21 protein-coding genes and 1 pseudogene are annotated in these 16,489 nt (G+C 47.9%); 19 read left to right on the forward strand and 3 right to left on the reverse strand.

Annotated elements, in window-relative coordinates; translation table 11 throughout:
* The first annotated feature begins 42 nt into the window (after positions 1-42).
* The 19 genes and pseudogenes from JSY36_RS13350 to JSY36_RS13435 all read left to right on the forward strand — a co-directional run bounded on the left by JSY36_RS13350 (position 43) and on the right by JSY36_RS13435 (position 14,779).
* The gene (locus tag JSY36_RS13350; RefSeq protein WP_205166757.1) at positions 43-591 is read left to right on the forward strand and encodes a GNAT family N-acetyltransferase; all 549 of its coding nucleotides are present in this window, start codon (positions 43-45) and stop codon (positions 589-591) included.
* 36 nt (positions 592-627) lie between these two features.
* Positions 628-1,263, forward strand: a complete 636-nt coding sequence (locus tag JSY36_RS13355) for a peroxiredoxin (RefSeq protein ID WP_205166827.1) — start codon at positions 628-630, stop codon at positions 1,261-1,263.
* Between the two features lie 119 nt (positions 1,264-1,382).
* Complete coding sequence (locus JSY36_RS13360) at positions 1,383-1,748, forward strand: hydrogenase maturation nickel metallochaperone HypA/HybF (protein ID WP_205166758.1); 366 nt, start codon at positions 1,383-1,385, stop codon at positions 1,746-1,748.
* Positions 1,738-2,397 (forward strand): hydrogenase nickel incorporation protein HypB, encoded by a 660-nt coding sequence (gene hypB / locus JSY36_RS13365; RefSeq protein WP_205166759.1) that lies wholly within the window; start codon positions 1,738-1,740, stop codon positions 2,395-2,397. Before JSY36_RS13360 ends, hypB begins: the two co-directional genes overlap by 11 nt.
* Entirely contained in the window at positions 2,358-4,700 is a 2,343-nt protein-coding gene (gene hypF / locus JSY36_RS13370) for a carbamoyltransferase HypF (protein ID WP_336511488.1), read from the forward strand. The genes hypB and hypF overlap by 40 nt, the downstream gene beginning before the upstream one ends.
* Positions 4,691-4,924: a HypC/HybG/HupF family hydrogenase formation chaperone gene (locus tag JSY36_RS13375; protein WP_205166760.1), complete on the forward strand. Its 234-nt coding sequence runs from the start codon at positions 4,691-4,693 to the stop codon at positions 4,922-4,924. Before hypF ends, JSY36_RS13375 begins: the two co-directional genes overlap by 10 nt.
* Positions 4,908-6,005: a hydrogenase formation protein HypD gene (gene hypD / locus JSY36_RS13380; RefSeq protein WP_205166829.1), complete on the forward strand. Its 1,098-nt coding sequence runs from the start codon at positions 4,908-4,910 to the stop codon at positions 6,003-6,005. The genes JSY36_RS13375 and hypD overlap by 17 nt, the downstream gene beginning before the upstream one ends.
* 2 nt (positions 6,006-6,007) lie before the next feature.
* Positions 6,008-7,009 carry a hydrogenase expression/formation protein HypE gene (hypE, locus tag JSY36_RS13385; RefSeq protein WP_205166761.1) on the forward strand — a complete coding sequence of 334 codons (1,002 nt, stop codon included), beginning with the start codon at positions 6,008-6,010 and terminating at the stop codon, positions 7,007-7,009.
* Between the two features lie 56 nt (positions 7,010-7,065).
* Positions 7,066-7,572: a cytochrome b5 domain-containing protein gene (locus JSY36_RS13390; RefSeq protein WP_205166762.1), complete on the forward strand. Its 507-nt coding sequence runs from the start codon at positions 7,066-7,068 to the stop codon at positions 7,570-7,572.
* Positions 7,569-8,474 (forward strand): hydrogenase small subunit, encoded by a 906-nt coding sequence (locus tag JSY36_RS13395; protein ID WP_205166763.1) that lies wholly within the window; start codon positions 7,569-7,571, stop codon positions 8,472-8,474. The genes JSY36_RS13390 and JSY36_RS13395 overlap by 4 nt, the downstream gene beginning before the upstream one ends.
* Positions 8,467-9,876 (forward strand): nickel-dependent hydrogenase large subunit, encoded by a 1,410-nt coding sequence (locus JSY36_RS13400; protein WP_205166764.1) that lies wholly within the window; start codon positions 8,467-8,469, stop codon positions 9,874-9,876. The genes JSY36_RS13395 and JSY36_RS13400 overlap by 8 nt, the downstream gene beginning before the upstream one ends.
* Entirely contained in the window at positions 9,876-10,325 is a 450-nt protein-coding gene (locus JSY36_RS13405) for a hydrogenase maturation protease (RefSeq protein WP_205166765.1), read from the forward strand. The genes JSY36_RS13400 and JSY36_RS13405 overlap by 1 nt, the downstream gene beginning before the upstream one ends.
* A 158-nt stretch (positions 10,326-10,483) precedes the next feature.
* Positions 10,484-11,257, forward strand: a complete 774-nt coding sequence (locus JSY36_RS13410; protein ID WP_205166766.1) for a class I SAM-dependent methyltransferase — start codon at positions 10,484-10,486, stop codon at positions 11,255-11,257.
* A gap of 69 nt (positions 11,258-11,326) precedes the next feature.
* Positions 11,327-11,656 (forward strand): annotated as a pseudogene (locus JSY36_RS20480) (GNAT family N-acetyltransferase); the annotation flags it as partial.
* Positions 11,657-11,713: 57 nt separating this feature from the next.
* Complete coding sequence (locus JSY36_RS20485; RefSeq protein WP_236784896.1) at positions 11,714-12,082, forward strand: VOC family protein; 369 nt, start codon at positions 11,714-11,716, stop codon at positions 12,080-12,082.
* A gap of 92 nt (positions 12,083-12,174) precedes the next feature.
* The gene (locus JSY36_RS13420; RefSeq protein WP_205166768.1) at positions 12,175-12,900 is read left to right on the forward strand and encodes a hypothetical protein; all 726 of its coding nucleotides are present in this window, start codon (positions 12,175-12,177) and stop codon (positions 12,898-12,900) included.
* Between the two features lie 194 nt (positions 12,901-13,094).
* Positions 13,095-13,736, forward strand: coding sequence for a futalosine hydrolase (locus JSY36_RS13425; protein ID WP_205166769.1), 642 nt, complete (start codon positions 13,095-13,097; stop codon positions 13,734-13,736).
* Positions 13,736-14,572: a 1,4-dihydroxy-6-naphtoate synthase gene (locus tag JSY36_RS13430; protein ID WP_205166770.1), complete on the forward strand. Its 837-nt coding sequence runs from the start codon at positions 13,736-13,738 to the stop codon at positions 14,570-14,572. The genes JSY36_RS13425 and JSY36_RS13430 overlap by 1 nt, the downstream gene beginning before the upstream one ends.
* 24 nt (positions 14,573-14,596) lie before the next feature.
* Positions 14,597-14,779, forward strand: coding sequence for a hypothetical protein (locus JSY36_RS13435; protein ID WP_122901730.1), 183 nt, complete (start codon positions 14,597-14,599; stop codon positions 14,777-14,779).
* Between the two features lie 60 nt (positions 14,780-14,839).
* Here JSY36_RS13435 and JSY36_RS13440 read toward each other — a convergent pair whose 3' ends face one another.
* The 3 genes from JSY36_RS13440 to JSY36_RS13450 all read right to left on the reverse strand — a co-directional run bounded on the left by JSY36_RS13440 (position 14,840) and on the right by JSY36_RS13450 (position 16,373).
* Positions 14,840-15,286, reverse strand: a complete 447-nt coding sequence (locus JSY36_RS13440) for a DUF4385 domain-containing protein (RefSeq protein ID WP_205166771.1) — start codon at positions 15,284-15,286, stop codon at positions 14,840-14,842.
* Between the two features lie 211 nt (positions 15,287-15,497).
* Positions 15,498-15,713: a hypothetical protein gene (locus JSY36_RS13445; RefSeq protein ID WP_205166772.1), complete on the reverse strand. Its 216-nt coding sequence runs from the start codon at positions 15,711-15,713 to the stop codon at positions 15,498-15,500.
* 114 nt (positions 15,714-15,827) lie between these two features.
* Positions 15,828-16,373 carry a YusW family protein gene (locus tag JSY36_RS13450; RefSeq protein WP_205166773.1) on the reverse strand — a complete coding sequence of 182 codons (546 nt, stop codon included), beginning with the start codon at positions 16,371-16,373 and terminating at the stop codon, positions 15,828-15,830.
* Positions 16,374-16,489: the final 116 nt, after the last annotated feature.

The following is a 16,489-nucleotide window of genomic DNA, read 5'->3' on the forward strand; positions in this document are numbered from 1 at the left end:
TTTGCATTATAAAGAGAAATATTCTTACCGAGGTGAACAAAAATGCCAATTTTAACGAACAAAGACATAACCGTCAATCACTTGGAAAAAACGCACATTCCTACGCTCGCAAAGTGGCTGTCGGATCCCCGGGTTCTCGAATTTTACGAAGGCCGTGACAACCCGTTCGATGAGGAAAAAGTAGAGCAGGAGTTTTTTACGAAGTGGGAAAAAGGGGTTCACCCCTGCATCGTAAAGTGGAAAGGCGAGCCAATCGGCTATATTCAGTTTTATAAACTTGACGAAGCAACCCGGTCCCTTTACAAACTCCACGGAGACACGCCTGTCAGATACGGCATCGACCAGTTCATAGGAGAGCCCGGCTACTGGGGACAGGGGATCGGGCAGCTTTTGGTTTCAAGCATGACAGATTACTTGTTTGAAACAAAAAAAGCAGGCGCGGTGGTGATGGACCCCCAGGCAGAAAACCACCGGGCTCTTGCCTGTTACGAGAAGTGCGGGTACAAAAAGGTCCGTTTTTTACCCAAACATGAATGGCATGAGGGAGCATATAGGGACTGCTGGCTGATTGAAAAAAGAGCAGGATCATAGGGTTATTCAGAGTGAAATAGGAATATATTGTCTGTGATGGAGGTGAGGGCCGTGGCCGGTAATCAGCTTACGGTGTATGACATTGACTCATGTGTGCCGCCTTTTTGTGCACAGATAAACGATCCAGCCCCGCTCTTTTCCGCGGAGGCATATCAGCGTTCAACAGATACAATTGAAACCATTGCTTTAGAGGATTATCGGGCCAAGTGGGTTGTGCTGTTTTTTTATACAAATAATTTTTCGTTCGTATGTCCGACAGAGCTGGCGGCAATGGCCGCTCTTTATCCCGAATTCCGGTCTTTGAACACTGAAGTTCTAGGAATATCGACAGAAGGGGTTTTTACCCAGAAAGTGTCTGCTCAGATCTCGCCATCGGTTTCGACCGTAACCTATCCTCTGGTATCAGACCGCTCCCATGTTATCAGCCGGGCGTACCGAGTACTTAATCCGGCTACAGGAGCTAATTACAGGGCTACGCTCCTCATTGATCCAGAGGGGGTCATTAAGGCTAGGATGATTTATCCTCCTGAAGTGGGCAGGAATGCAAATGAAATTTTAAGGGTACTTCAAGGGATTCAATATGGCATTGAAACGGGAGAAGGTGTCCCCGCCAACTGGGTTCCGGGAATGCCGGGGATCGTGAAGGATCCTGGCAATATAGGAAAAGTGTAAGTAAGGAGCTTTTTAATAAAGAGAGCGGCCATAAGGTTTCAGTCTGGACCTTATGAGCCGCTCTCCTTTTTCAGGTCTGATGTTTGTTAATCTGCATAGGTAATAGTGAGGTGTTCTCTATGCATGAAATGTCCTTAATGGAAGATTTAATCCGGCTAGTGAGTGACGATGCGGAGCAAAGGGGCATCCGTCACATTTCAAAAATAACGGTCATTGTCGGTGATTTGTCCAACGTCCTGCCTGATGCACTGGAGCTGGCATTTTTGTTTATGAGGACACGAGAATTAGCCGTAGTGAATGAAGAGACTGAACTCGAGATGGTCAAGGAAGAGGCGAGGGCGGTGTGCCGGAGCTGTGATTACACGTTTATACCGGATTACCGGATTGCTTTTTGTCCCAAATGCCGCCTGCCCCGTGCCATTGTTGTATCCGGTGAAACATTCAGGGTGGAATCTTATGAAGGAAGTGACGGGTATGAAAGTTAAGCTACAGGAAGATGTTTTAAAAGATCAGAATCAAGCTGCAGCGTTTAACCGGAACGTGTTTAAGAATCACAACATGTTCGTTGTAAATCTGATGAGCTCTCCCGGTTCCGGGAAAACAACACTACTGGAAGAGACGGTACGAGCCCTCAAAAATGAGTACACCATCGGGGTGATTGAAGGAGATCTGGCAACGGAGCGGGATGCCCTGCGATTGCGCAAACTTGGTGTATCTACTGTTCAAATTAATACTGTGGGAGGCTGTCACCTGGACGCAAGGATGGTAGCAAAAACGTTACCGGAGTTTGATCTGAATACCATTGACCTGCTCTTTATCGAAAATATCGGAAACCTTGTCTGTCCCTCAGGATACGACCTGGGTCAGGATGAAAAAATCGTTGTCTTAAGCGTTCCGGAAGGGAATGACAAGATTCCTAAATATCCGGTGATGTTCAAACGTACGGACGTTACCGTCATTAATAAGATCGATTTGCTGCCATACGTTGATTTTAGTCTTTCACAAGCGGAGGCTGATCTCGCGTCCATTAATCCGAAAGCTCTTTTCATGAGTTTATCCGCCCAAACCGGAGAAGGAATGGAGGAATGGGTGAAGTGGCTGAGAGAAGGAGTCAGTCCATGCACAGGGCAGTAAAAATCCTGGTGAAAGGGAGAGTGCAGGGGGTCGGGTTTCGCCCTTTTATTTATGCATTGGCAAGCTCGCTTGGTGTGAAAGGAACGGTACAAAATAACTTTGACGGTGTCACAATTATAGCAGAGGGAGAATGGAACCATTTACTTGAATTGAAAGAAAAAATAAAGCACTCTCCTCCGCGCCTATCTAAAATCCTTCATGTTACGGCCAATGAAACGGCACACCATGGGTACCGGGAATTTTCAATTATCCCGAGTGAAGAAACCGGGATGGACGTGCCTTTCCTTTCACCTGATGCGGCGGTTTGTGAGGATTGTTTAGAAGAGATGAACAACCCCCGCGACCGGCGCTATCGGTTCCCGTTTATCAATTGTACCCAGTGCGGACCACGCTATTCGATCATTCAGCGGCTTCCGTATGATCGCTCTTATACGACCATGAAGCCATTCGAAATGTGCACATTGTGCTTGGAAGAGTACGGTGACCCTTTAAACCGGCGTCATCATGCCCAGCCGATTTGCTGTTCCCGATGCGGTCCCGTCCTGCAGCTGCGAACGTCAAACGGGGAAATGTATGAGGGCCAGAAGGCTGTATTAAAAGCCGCCCGCCTCTTAAAAAAGGGAAAGATTGTTGCGGTAAAAGGTATCGGCGGCTACCACCTTGCGTGTAATGCCCGGGTTGAGGGATCAATAAAGAGACTCCGGGAGTTAAAAAACAGACCCGAACGTCCCTTAGCTGTGATGGCAGATTCCTATGAAACGGTAATGGGGCTGTGTGACATGACGAAGAGGGAAAAAGAAGTGCTTGGAAGTCCGGAAATGCCCATCACCCTGCTCAGAAAAAAGGCAGTATTCCCACTGCCTGAAATCCTTTCACCCGGGTTAACCACCTTAGGGGTTATGCTTCCTTATACACCTCTGCATCATCTTTTGTTTAACGAGGGTCCCGACTGCCTTGTCATGACGAGTGCGAATCGTTCCGGATGCCCGATTCTATACAGGGATGATGCTACTTCCTTTGATCATCTGCGAACACTGAGTGATGCCGTTCTGACTCATAACAGACCTATATACCGTCCCATCGATGATTCGGTTGTCCAGTGTGATGAGGAACATATTATTCATATACGACGTGCCAGGGGGTACGCCCAGGATCCTTTAAAAACACTGGCTCCTGTTGATCACATTCTGGCTTTAGGCGGTAATCAAAAAAATGCATTTGCTTTGGGGAAGGACGGTCACATTCACCTGAGCCCTCACATAGGAGATCTCGACAATGAAGAAATGAAGGGTGCTTTTCGCGAGCAGCTTGACCATTATAAGCAATGGCTTCGTTTTCAGGAGAAGCATGTGGTCATTGATAAACACCCTTTATACGAGACAAATGATATAGCAAAAGAGGCCGGCTGCGAGGTGATAAGGGTGCAGCATCACCATGCTCACCATGTGTCCTGTATGGAAGAACATCGTCTGGCCGAATCATGCCTGGGAATCATTCTGGATGGCACCGGATATGGAGATGATGGCAATCTCTGGGGGTTTGAGTTCTTGTATGGAGACAGAGAAAGTTTTGAACGGTTGGGCCATCTCCGCTATACACCTCTGCCGGGCGGAGAAAAAGCGGTGAAAGAGCCGTGGAGAAATGCAGTCGGTATGCTGGTGCATTATTTTTCGAAGGAAGGCAGAAAGATGTCTGGTGAGCTGTTTCCTGATCGGGAACAGGAGATCAGCCTTATTGAAAACATGGTAGAAAATCAGGTGAATACACCCATGGCGGGAACGTGCGGGAGGCTGTTTGATGCTGTTAGTGCAGTACTGGGCATCTGCACGGTCTCCACTTACGAAGGTGAGGCTGCCATTAAGCTGGCGGACTATGGACAGAATGAGGGCGAAAAAGGAGAGTGCTACCCATTTGAAATAAACGACGTGAACGGTTCGTTACAGCTTGACTTCTCCTCAGCTCTTTATGAAATCGTAAAGGACAGACTTAAAGGGAAGGAGCTGACTCTTGTTGCACAAGCCTTTCATCGAACCGTTGCAGCTGCGTGTGTTCAAATGATGTTCGCTGCTGTTGAAAAAAGGCCTGAATTGAACAGGGAGGTGGTGCTGTCTGGTGGCTCCTTTCAAAATCTCTACTTGAAAAAAGAGATTGAAAGGCAGCTGTCTCTCAGAGGCTTTCACGTTTTTTCCCATCAAATGATTCCTTGTCATGATGGCGGACTTTCAGCAGGGCAGCTCGTGATTGCTTCCGAATGGGTAAAAAGAAAATCATCGTGGAAAGGAAGTGAAAGCGAATGTGTATAGGGGTTCCTGCCGAAGTCATCAGCATTGCCAAAGAGCAGGCGCTGGTCGATGTGTTAGGTTCAAAAATGTATGTGGGCATCCTTTTTGTTCCGGAAGTGAAGACCGGTGATTATGTTCTGCTTCATGCGGGACAGGCGATGACGGTCGTTGATGAGGACTATGCAAATGAAAGCATAAAGGAATGGAGGGAGATCATTCGTGAGAGCGATGGACCAGTTCTCTGACTCTGATCTGACACTCGAGTCATTACACACCGTCATCAGGCTCGCCGGACGGTTCAAGGAAGTAAACAATAGGCCGCCTGTATTTATGGAGGTGTGCGGCTCTCATACAATGGCTTTTGCAAAATCCGGTATTAAAAAGCGGTTAAAAGATCATGTGGAACTCATCGCAGGACCCGGATGTCCTGTTTGTGTGACAGACCAGAAATCCATTGACGCCATGATCACTCTGGGCGAATCACCAAACCGGATCCTTTGCACGTTCGGTGACATGATGCGGGTACCCGGTTCGAGACATTCCCTGATGACAGCGAAAGCAGCCGGAAACGATATCAGAGTGGTCTATTCTCCTCTCGACAGCGTCAGAATAGCGGAAGAAAACCCTGACAAGGAAGTTATTTTTCTTGGGATCGGCTTTGAAACAACGATACCGGTTCTCACACTTGCCATACGGGAAGCGGAAATGAAAGAGGTAACCAATTATTCGGTCTGGATGACCACAAAACTTGTTGAACCGGCTTTGAGAGCCCTTCTGGATTCCGGAGACGTTAAGCTGGACGGCTTTCTTTTACCGGGGCATGTATCCATCGTTTTAGGAAAAGAAAGCTATGATTTTTTACCAGCCGACTATGGCATGTCAGGTGTCATCACGGGTTTTGAGCCGGTTCAGCTGCTCAGTGGCATATACAAACTGATGAACGTTCTTTTAGAAGGAAAGCCGGGAATCATTAACGATTATGAGAGTGTCGTGACCGAAAAGGGAAATCTCATTGCCAGGGAGCTGATGGATCATTACTTAGCGCCATTCGATGAAGAATGGCGGGGGATGGGTGTGATTCAGGCCAGCGGTCTTGTGCTGAAGGACCGCTTTGCCATTTACGATGCGAAAAAGAAGTTTCAGGTTTCATTGGCTCAGCCAAGAAAAACGAAGTGCCGCTGCGGGGAGATTATCCGGGGGTTAATTACACCGGAGAAGTGCGTTTTGTTTAACAAAAGCTGTACGCCTTCAAACCCTATTGGTCCTTGTATGGTTTCAACGGAAGGAACGTGTGCCGCTCATTATCAGTACATGAGGGAGGACTGACTATGACAGGGTTTATCAGTTTGGCCCATGGGGAAGGAGGGGAACTTACCCACCGGTTGATTGCAGATGTTTTTGCCAAAGCCTTTCGTCATCATGAACATATGAACCTCGATGCGGCAATCGTGCACTGCGGGGGAGGAAAAATGGCGGTAACAACGGACAGTTTTGTGGTTAAACCGGTTTTCTTTCCAGGTGGAGACATTGGGAAACTGTCGGTGACAGGTACAGTAAATGATTTAGCTGTGAGTGGGGCGTCCCCGCTTTTCTTAACTGCAGGATTTATTATTGAAGAAGGATTCGAACTCAGGAAATTGAAAAGAATCGTTCAAAGCATGGCAGAGGAGGCTGAACATGCCGGTGTGAAAATTGTAGCCGGTGATACAAAAGTGGTTGAAAAAGGAGAGGCGGACGGCCTGTTTATTAATACGACGGGGGTCGGATTCAAAGAAACGCCAAAAGTAAATGGCTCCAATGTGAAACAAGGGGACGTCATTATTTGCAGCGGTACGATTGGCGATCATGGGATTGCCATTGTCAGTGCCCGGGAGAGGCTGGGTCTCCTCACGGAAGTTCAAAGTGATTGTGCTTCATTGAATCATATGATTAAAAGTCTTCTTAGTCAGACAGAAGGCATTCGTATCATGCGGGATCCGACACGGGGAGGGCTGGCAACCACGCTGGCAGAGCTGTGCGAGGACCTTCAACTCACAGTGGAATTACAGGAGACAGCGATCCCTGTGAACAGGGAAGTGGAAGGAGCCTGCGACATTTTAGGCTTCGATCCTCTTTATCTGGCAAATGAGGGGAAGGTCGTTATGATAGCCGATGCCAGTGAGGAAAAAAGAATACTGGAAGTTTTACACGAAAACCCCCTCGGAAGAGAAGCGCGGACCATTGGGAAGGTTACCACTGTTCAGAAAGGGAAGCTGCTTCTACGGACACCGGTAGGAACGACCCGGCGTATGGAGCGCCTTTCCGGGATGCTGCTGCCCCGAATCTGTTAATGATTTTCATCCTTTGGGCATAGGATAGGTTGAATTCCTATTAAGGAGCGAACACCATGACAAACATCGAGCTGCTGAGATTAAGGCTTAACCACCTCGTTACTCAGGCGCGGTATGATCTTTACACCCTTTCCGGGCTCAATGAAACTCCTGAAAAACAGCAGATTCTTCAGCGGTTATGGGATACCCTTTCCAATATCCATTTCATCAGTGAGCTTCTGGCCAGTCAGGCAGGCATGTCGGACCACATCACCCAGATTCAGCCTTCCGTACCCAGCGGGAATACGTTCAATCAGCTTCCAAACACAGTATCTCAGCCATCCTCCGATGAACGGACTTTTACACTGGAGGAGTTAGCCGGTTATAACGGAAAAAATGGAAGGGCGGCTTATGTAGCAGTGAATGGGACTGTGTATGATGTGACGAACAATCGAACGTGGGCAGCGGCCACCCATTTTGGTTTAACGGCAGGAAAAGATTACACCGCGGAATTTGCATCCTGTCATGCGGGGCAGCAAGCCATTTTAGCGACGCTTCCTCGAGTGGGGAGGCTGATATCATGAGCGGGTCTGTCCTCCCACCGGAGTCAATGACAAATGAAGCGGTAGCTGCAAGGCTGACAAACACTGCGGTATCAAATATCCAAAACGGGCTCATAAAAAAACAAAACCTCGTTTATTTAGAGCTCAATGGCTGCTCGGGTAACATTATTTCACTGCTGAACGGCCACAACCCTGACTTTGAATATATGATCAATTCGATGGTCAATCTTCGCTACAGTAATAGTTTGATGGCTTCAGAAGGAGAAGAGGCAATCAAGAAGCTCATAGGCGCCACCGAGGAAGAGTTTATACTGGCTGTTGAAGGGGCCGTTGCCTTAAAAGACAATGGATTGTACAACGTGATCGGCAGCTTTAACGGCAAGCCACTCACAGGTCTTGAAGCAGCAACGATGCTTGGAAAAAAAGCATCCCGTATTTTGGCTGTAGGAGCATGCGCTACCCATGGCGGAGTGTCAGCGGCTAAGCCGAACCCCTCTGAATCGGTCAGTCTCCAGCATGTTTTACCTGATAAAGAGATGATTAAATTACCCGGATGCCCGGTTAATCCGGACTGGTTTTTAGGAACACTGGCACACCTTTTACTATATGGAGAGCCGGAGACGGATAACCTGGGGCGCCCTCTTATGTTTTACAGTACGCTTATCCATGATCGTTGTCCCCGGAGGCCGTTTTTTGACAAGGGTATTTTCGCAGAGAAACTGGGAGACAAAACGTGTTTGTTCAAACTCGGATGCCGGGGGCCGGTGACCAGGATCGATTGCCCGACCAGGCAGTGGAATGGCCATGTGAACTGGCCGATTGGGGCTAATACCCCTTGTATAGGGTGTTCACAATTCGGCTTCCCTGATGCCATGGCTCCGTTCATCAGTTATGACACGACAAGGGTGGTAGAGGATGAGTAAACGAAAAATCATAATCAACCCCTTAACCCGTATCAGCGGCTTTATGGAAGTCGATGTGACCGTGGAAAAAAACAAAGTAGTGGATGTGAAAACGAAAGGAAACATGCTTCGGGGATTCGAGCAGATGCTCGTAGGGAGAAGCCCTTTCGACGCTGTCTACTTTACACAACGGATATGCGGCATCTGCTCTGCTGCACACTCCATGGCGTCTTCATTAGCATTGGAAGACGCTCTTGGAATTGAAGTTGTTGAACAAGGCAGGTACTTAAGAGACATCATCCATTGCTGTGAATTTTTACAAAATCATATTCGCCATACGTATCAATACACAGTTCCCGATTTTGTGAAGATCGAGCAAAACCCTCTTTTTCAATCAGATCATGATGACTTCAGGATCCCTCAACTTATTAGCAGTCGTATATCAACACACTATTTTGAGTCACTTACAATAAGCCGCCTTGCCCATCGGATGCTTGCCGTCTTAGGTGGGAAAGCACCTCATAACCACGGTGTTTTTATCGGTGGTGTGACCACACAGGTGACCGCAGAAACCATCGTCCAATTAGCTTCTATTCTAAAGCAGGTAACACAATTCATTGAAGAAAAAATGATACCGGATGTTTATGACATTGCGAAGTATTATCCAGAATATTACCGTTTTGGGGGAGGGTACGGAAATCTGTTAACGTTCGGTGCCTTTGATCAGTATAAGGAGCTGGGTACGTTATATGTAGATCCTCTTGTTTCCATGAATCGTGGGTTCGAGCCGTTTGAGGAAGCGAAGATTAAAGAAAAGATCGAATACTCTTGGTACCGTTCAAAAACAGAGGAGTATAAGCCTGATGAAACGATGGCGGAGCCGGACAGAGGAAAGGAAAAAGCCTATTCATGGGTTAAAGCACCAAGGTATGACGGAAAACCGATGGAAGTGGGCCCGCTGGCACGGCTGATTTTAAGCGGAGCGTATACGAACGGCATCTCAGCGATGGACCGGACCCTGGCCAGAGCATTGGAAGCCCGAAAAATTGCCGGCATTATGGAAACCCTTCTTGGCAGACTCGTTCCGGGTGTTGACGTCCAAAAGAAATATGAACTTCCCGATGAGACAGAGGGAAGAGGGTTAACCGATACCACACGGGGAGCATTAGGGCACTGGCTAAAAATCAAAAACAAAAAATTGTCTTTTTACCAGATTATCACCCCCTCCACATGGGATTTTTCCACAAAAGATGACCAGGGGTACCGGGGAGTCGCTGAAGAGTCGCTGATGGGGACACCGATTCAGAACGTTGATCAGCCTGCCGAAATCGGAAGGATCCTGAGGTCCTTTGACCCGTGTATGTCATGCGCTACCCACGTATACGTGCCAGGCAAAAAAGTCAAAACAATACAGGTGTTCTAATGGGGAAAACAATTGTATTAGGTATAGGAAACCAGCTGATGATGGATGACGGAATAGGCATTTACGTTGTTGAGGAGTTAATGGAGCGGCGGCAAATTTCTTCGGAAGAGTATGCAGTAGGGGAGTCCGATATCGAGTGTTGCCTCTCGATTGTGGAAAGAGCGGACAGGGTCATCGTGATTGATGCCATCCTTGGTGGAAAGAAGCCAGGTGAAATTACCGTCTACTCCTTATTGGAACTGGGTGCTATGGAAACGATCCCGGTCTCTCCACACAACCTGCACCTGTTTCATGTGCTGCAGCAAATTGGAAAAAATACAGTTGTAATCGGTATAGAACCTGAACGTCTCGCTTTTAATATCGGGCTGAGTGACTGTCTGAATAAGCAGAGAAAAGAAATAATAGATGAAGTAGAAAAGATATTGAAAGAGCTGGTATTGGAGGAGTAAGAGATTTGACCGCTGACTCCCTGTCAGGGGTCTTTTTTATGTGTATTTGATCACATGGGGTCAGGCACTCTGTTCATCGGTTCACACAGTACGTGTCGCTTCTTTGGTTATGGAATTTTATGCTAAACTTAAGGTATCTCACACATGGGGTTGATTGTATGGGCATCAATTTTCATGACAAGCGTAACAAAGCGAGCTATACAACAAGGGAAGCGGATCAGACTTGGAAGGATACAATAGAAAGGCTGGTTTCCCCAACCGGGCGTAAACATGCGGTGGATATTGGCTGCGGCGGAGGAATTTATACAAAAGCGTTAGCGGATCTTGGGGTACCGTCGGTGACGGGAGTGGATTTTTCTGAAGCGATGCTTGAAGGAGCCCGTGACAATTGCGGGGATGACCCGCGCATTCGGTTTCAAAAAGGGAGCGCTGAAAACACAGGTCTCAGTAGAGGGTGCTGTGATCTGGTGCTGCAAAGAGCGCTTATTCATCACTTAAGTGACCTTCGCCCGAGTTTTTTCGAAGCCCTGCGATTACTGGGCGAGAGTGGGGTTATCGTTGTCCAGGACCGCACGCCGGAGGATTGTCTCCTGGCGGGAAGTGAGGAGCATATTCGAGGCTACTTGTTTTCATTGTTTCCCCGTCTTGTAGAAAAAGAAGTAAGAAGACGTCATAGGAGTGAAAAGGTTTCCCTTGAGCTGCGGACATCCGGATTCAGGCAAGTTGAAGAGCTCACCCTTTGGGAAACAAGACATCGCTACCCAGCAAAAAAGGAGTTATATGAAGACCTTCGTGCAAGAAACGGACGGTCTATTTTGCATGAGCTGAGTGATGGTGAGATTGAAGAGCTGATTGGTCATATTGATAAGCAGCTGCCTGGCGGTGAGGTCATTGAAAAAGATCGTTGGACGATCTGGAAGGCGACGGTTTAAGAGCCTGTGAAAATAGTAAAAATACAGAGCAGTCGTGAAGAAGAAGCCAAGAATCTCATATTTGAGGGAATGAAAGAACGCTTTGGCAGCATCGACCACTCTCTGAATAAAGACCTTCAGCCCATCAGGGCATTTTATAACCGGACCGGGTATGTTTTTTTGACGGGCATTTTTGAGGGGAAGGTTGTCGGTACCGGTGCGCTTTCTTATGAATCCCCGGGAGTGGGGCGTATCGGACGGATGAGTGTAAAAGCCGGGTACCGTCGTCGGGGGCTTGCCCGGAAGATGCTTCGCCGGTTGGAAGAGTGGGGAGAGGATATGGGGTATAAATCGTTTGTGATGGAAACAAATGAGGACTGGACAAGTGCCATCGCTCTTTACCGAAGCTGCGGGTACAGGGTGGACCGTTACGAAGATGGCTGTGTACATTTTATAAAAAACGTGGAGGGGACCAATATGTCATTTAAATTTAAGTCGATTGATCACATTCAACTGGCGGCACCAAAGGGAAGTGAGGAGGAGGCGCGACGTTTTTTTGCAGGGTTGTTGGGGTTTGAGGAAGTAGAGAAGCCGGAGGTGCTGAAAAAGCGTGGCGGTGTCTGGTTTGCTTTTGGATCCTATCAGGTACATATCGGGATTGAAGAACCGTTTGCGCCGGCCCAAAAAGCCCACCCGGCTTTTGAGATTGATAATCTGGACGGGCTGATAAAGCACTTGGACGAACATGAAGTTTCCTATAAAGAAGATGATGATCTCCCCGGGGCGAAGCGGATTTATATGGACGATCCGTTTGGGAACCGCATTGAAATTCTGGAGTGGGTATAGGGTGCCGGGCACTGTGTTTATTGTTTCACACAGTGCCCGGCACCGTTTTTATTTTTGACAAGGGGGAATAGAAACGCAAGGGAGGGGCGGGTATGATTTATCTCGTTAGTTTTCTTTGTGTGGCCGGCTTCATTGTTGTTCATCTGTTTTCGAGACACGTGACCTTTTTACATACGATTCCACGGAGCAAAGTGCTCTCAGTGGCCGGGGGAGTCTCAATTGCCTATGTATTCATGCACATTCTCCCTGAACTCCACATGTATCAGGATGAGCTGCATACTAGTGAATTCCACCTCTTTGGTTTAGGGGATTATCATGTTTATCTGGCTTCTCTTCTCGGTCTGTCAGCCTTTTACGGCCTGGAAAGGATGGCGAAAGGGACGATTGAGAAGGGGAAGAGGGGAGAGGACGAGAATCCATGGGTGTTCAGGACGCACATTCTATCGTTCTTTTTTTACAATTTCCTGATTGGCTATTTGCTTCTGAGAGGGGAAAACCGTGATCCCACAGAGCTTTTCCTGTACTTTTTTGCATTATCTGTTCATTTCGTCTCCAACGATCACGCCTTAAGGCAGACGCACAAAGAAGAATACGACGTTTACGGGCGGTATTTGCTCGCTGGTGCAGTAGCAGCTGGGTGGCTGACGGGTATTTTTGTTGAAGTGAGCGAACACGGAGTTGCCCTCCTGTTTTCCATCTTGGCGGGAACGATGATCCTAAACGTATTAAAAGAAGAGCTTCCCGAGGAAAGGGAGAGTAACTTCTGGGCGTTCGGTGTCGGGGTTCTTCTTTATACCATTCTCTTATATGTGATTTAATGAGGTGATTCGTCACGGCTCGCAACCTAAATAAACGTTTGTTTAAAAGGTGAACGGTGTCGTTCTGTGGTGACAGGAAAGCTATTCAACATTTCACAAAGTACCTGGCACCGAACCTTTGATCTGCAGTTCTTTAAAAACGGCAGAACTACTGATAAACTGATAGTAGCGCCATTTACATAAGGAGAACGGCTATGACAAACATACTGATTGTAACATCTGTAGATGCAGAAAAAACAGCGGCAGAAGCCGGTCTTAAAGGGGATTCTCGTTTTCACGTCATTTCAGGTGGCGTCGGAATCGCTGCGGCTTCAGCCAGTACTGCCACGGCTTTAGCTGCCCGGTCATATGATTTGGTGATCAACATGGGCATCGGAGGGGGCTTTATAGGCAGGGCAGCCGTCGGTGATCTTGTGATCGCCACGAAAAGTGCGGCTGCTGATTTAGGAGCGGAGTCAGAGGAAGGCTTCATATCCATCGATGAGCTGGGCTTTGGATCCGCCGTGATCGAATGTGATGAAAAAGCAGGAGACAGCCTTTGGCAGGAGTGCAACCATCGTTCTTTACCCGTTCACAAAGGATCCGTACTTACCCTGTCCACGGTGACGGGAACAGCGGATACGGCGGACAGGCTCCTGGGCCGTTATCCGGATGCTTTCTGCGAAGCGATGGAAGGCTTTGGTGTGGCCACGGCTGCAAAACAGGCAGGCAGACCATATCTGGAAGTGCGGTCCATCTCAAACCCTGTGGGGCCGAGAGACCGAGGAGCGTGGCAAATAAAAGAAGCTCTCGCACGATTAACTGAAGCAAGCCGACTCATGAAGGAGGTACTTTGATGAAAATCGCATACTCACCATGTCCAAACGATACATTCACGTTTCATGCGTGGGCTCACGGGCTCGTACCCGGAGCTGAAGAGATTGATGTCACGTATGCGGACATACATATAACAAACCACTGGGCCATTGATAAAACCGGTCCCGAGGTCATGAAAATCTCCTACGCTTCCCTGCCTTGGGTACTGGACGATTACGCCCTGATTCCATGCGGAGGTGCGCTTGGGCGCGGATGCGGCCCGCTGGTGCTTACTGCAGAAGTGACCGATCCGGCATCTTTATCTGGTAAACGTGTAGCCGTTCCGAGTGAAAAGTCCACTGCTTATCTACTGTTCAGGCTGTGGGCTGCGGATCACGTGCCCGGAGGCGTCGGTGAAATCGAGATTATGCCTTATGACGAAATTATGCCTGCTGTTCGGGACGGTAAAATCGATGCGGGTCTTGTCATCCATGAAGCCCGGTTTACGTATCAGAACTTCGGTTTAAATATGCTTACGGATCTTGGAGACTGGTGGGAAAAGGACACAGGGTTTCCGATCCCGCTGGGGGCCATTATTGCGCGCCGGTCTCTTGATTTAAAGAAGATCGAAGGCTGGATTCGGGACTCTGTGGAATATGCCTGGGCAAATCCCGAAGCGTGCCGGGATTATGTTTTGCAGCACGCTCAGGAGATGAGTGACGATGTGGTAAAGGCCCACATCGGCCTGTATGTAAATGAGTTCACAAGAGACCTTGGTGAGGACGGTTACGCCGCCATTGAAGCTCTGCTCGGACGGGCGGCCAAAGAAGGCATCGTTCCTGAGTTTGACATGGAGAGGCTTCGGTCTTACGAGTGAAAAGTACAGTGAGGTGAAACATTAATGAAACTGCTTGAAAAATCACTGGTGCTTTTTTACGCTCTGTTTCTCATTTTCGGACAGATCGTCGGATTCGTGGTCGGCACGCTAATCAACGCGCTATGGCTCGGAGCTCTCATGGGAATCGGTGTCGGGATCGGCGTCGGGCTCATGGTTCACGGGTTCCTGTTAATCAAAAATCAGTGATGAAATTCACAAGGTGCCGGGCACTGTGTTCAAAAATTCACACAGTGCCCGGCACTTTTTTTACCCGTATTTTTTCTGATGGGCTTTTTTCTTCTTGAGATACTCTTCATCTGTTCGGACAACCTTCCACTTTTCTTCAAAGATACGGGCAGACTCGGCTTTTTCCTCGTCGATGTCCCGTTCGTTGATCTCTCCTTCATCATCGTACTTTTTACCGCCTTTGTAATTGGCATAGCGCCGGGCACGGGTATAGCCCATCTGAATGAACTTGCGGGCCATGTCCATCCCTGCAAAGTCATCGTCTTTCTTGTACTCTTCGAAAAGTTCATAGATCTTTTCGGAGGATTCCTTTGCAATGTCCGGTGTTTTAAACCGCCAGTGGGGAAGAATTTCGCTTTTATAGGGTTCAACGAGAAGGACTCCTTGTTCACCCCGGCCAACCCGGTATTTTTCAGGGTTTTTTCTGAAATCGGTATTGTCAAAGTCCAGATCATAATCAAAGGCCAATGGAGAGAACCTCCTTTTTGGGTGTATTATTCCCCGGCGGGGGTCGGGGTTAAACGAGGGAGGAGGGCAATTTTGAGCTAACTTGTTTAAATGGGATTCTAACTTGTTTAAATCAGTCCCTAACTTGATTAAAGGGCTGTCTAACTTGTTTAAATCAAACTCTAACTTGACTAAAGGCTCACCTGACTCGTTTAAAGCCGCTTCCCTTCACCTACCTCTTTATATCTTCCCGGAGTTTCTCCGCTTCTTCCGCCATTTGAAGATAGGTGTCGTTTTTTTCGATTTCAGCCACCTGGCGCATGATGTCTGCCCGATCCTTTAACGCCAGGTCGAGAATGGCCATCTCATTAGGTGTCACGTTCTCTAAATTGTACACACCATCGTCCGGTGTAATTTTGCCTGTTACCTCGTTCATCGTTTTTTTCACGTGAAACGCTCCCTTGCTAAAATGAGTGTCCCCATAGTATGGCACAGGAGATGGAAGATTTCATCCAATAAGAAAAGCCGGCTGCACGATGCAGCCGGCTGCTAATTCAAACAATTACTCGTCCTCTACTTCTACATCATCTTCGTCAAAGAAGTCGATCTCAAGCTCAAACTCGTCATAGCCTTCATCCAGGTTAAAGGCATCCATTACTGCTTCGCGAAGCTCGTCATCAGACATGTCGCTGGATGCGTCCAGGCTTGTCAGTGGACCTTCCATCTCATCCAGTGCTTCCTGACCGGACATTTCAATGTCTTCACCGCCACGGGTATCCTCGATTTCAGCTTCCGGATTTCCATCGTTATATTCATAATCTGCTTCATACGTACCGTCGCTGTATTCCACATCTAATTCAAAGTCATAGAAAGTCAGGTCTTCATACCAGTCTCCTGTACCGCCGTCACCAGCATCATCTGAAGCACCATCATCATTCATATCGTCATCCATATCATCGTCCATGCCGTCGTCACCCATGTCGGCATCATCTGTACCATTTTCGTCTGCAGTACCGTTATCATCCATTTGATCGTCGTCTGCCGTTCCACAAGCCACCAGACCAATAGAAAGTACAATCGTTGCCAGAGATAATCCAAATTTCTTCATGTTTTCATTCCTCCAGTGTCATATGTGTGAAGAGTTATTCACAATTTCATCTTACCCCTGTTCGAAATCCAATAAACGAACGCGCCACTATTTCTTGTCCCGTAATATTAGTTACC

Source organism: Alteribacter salitolerans, assembly GCF_016901055.1.
Taxonomy (GTDB): domain Bacteria; phylum Bacillota; class Bacilli; order Bacillales; family Salisediminibacteriaceae; genus Alteribacter; species Alteribacter keqinensis.

Excerpts from the sequence above, each read along its gene's own strand:
- JSY36_RS13390 (WP_205166762.1), top strand. The coding sequence starts at position 7,066 with ATGACAAACATCGAGCTGCTGAGATTAAGGCTTAACCACCTCGTTACT.
- JSY36_RS13355 (WP_205166827.1), top strand. The coding sequence starts at position 628 with ATGGAGGTGAGGGCCGTGGCCGGTAATCAGCTTACGGTGTATGACATT.
- JSY36_RS13420 (WP_205166768.1), top strand. The coding sequence starts at position 12,175 with ATGATTTATCTCGTTAGTTTTCTTTGTGTGGCCGGCTTCATTGTTGTT.
- JSY36_RS13430 (WP_205166770.1), top strand. The coding sequence starts at position 13,736 with ATGAAAATCGCATACTCACCATGTCCAAACGATACATTCACGTTTCAT.
- JSY36_RS13435 (WP_122901730.1), top strand. The coding sequence starts at position 14,597 with ATGAAACTGCTTGAAAAATCACTGGTGCTTTTTTACGCTCTGTTTCTC.
- hypB (WP_205166759.1), top strand. The coding sequence starts at position 1,738 with ATGAAAGTTAAGCTACAGGAAGATGTTTTAAAAGATCAGAATCAAGCT.
- JSY36_RS13360 (WP_205166758.1), top strand. The coding sequence starts at position 1,383 with ATGCATGAAATGTCCTTAATGGAAGATTTAATCCGGCTAGTGAGTGAC.
- JSY36_RS13400 (WP_205166764.1), top strand. The coding sequence starts at position 8,467 with ATGAGTAAACGAAAAATCATAATCAACCCCTTAACCCGTATCAGCGGC.
- JSY36_RS13395 (WP_205166763.1), top strand. The coding sequence starts at position 7,569 with ATGAGCGGGTCTGTCCTCCCACCGGAGTCAATGACAAATGAAGCGGTA.
- JSY36_RS13350 (WP_205166757.1), top strand. The coding sequence starts at position 43 with ATGCCAATTTTAACGAACAAAGACATAACCGTCAATCACTTGGAAAAA.
- JSY36_RS20485 (WP_236784896.1), top strand. The coding sequence starts at position 11,714 with ATGTCATTTAAATTTAAGTCGATTGATCACATTCAACTGGCGGCACCA.
- JSY36_RS13405 (WP_205166765.1), top strand. The coding sequence starts at position 9,876 with ATGGGGAAAACAATTGTATTAGGTATAGGAAACCAGCTGATGATGGAT.
- JSY36_RS13375 (WP_205166760.1), top strand. The coding sequence starts at position 4,691 with ATGTGTATAGGGGTTCCTGCCGAAGTCATCAGCATTGCCAAAGAGCAG.
- hypD (WP_205166829.1), top strand. The coding sequence starts at position 4,908 with ATGGACCAGTTCTCTGACTCTGATCTGACACTCGAGTCATTACACACC.
- JSY36_RS13425 (WP_205166769.1), top strand. The coding sequence starts at position 13,095 with ATGACAAACATACTGATTGTAACATCTGTAGATGCAGAAAAAACAGCG.
- JSY36_RS13450 (WP_205166773.1), bottom strand. The coding sequence starts at position 16,373 with ATGAAGAAATTTGGATTATCTCTGGCAACGATTGTACTTTCTATTGGT.
- hypE (WP_205166761.1), top strand. The coding sequence starts at position 6,008 with ATGACAGGGTTTATCAGTTTGGCCCATGGGGAAGGAGGGGAACTTACC.
- JSY36_RS13410 (WP_205166766.1), top strand. The coding sequence starts at position 10,484 with ATGGGCATCAATTTTCATGACAAGCGTAACAAAGCGAGCTATACAACA.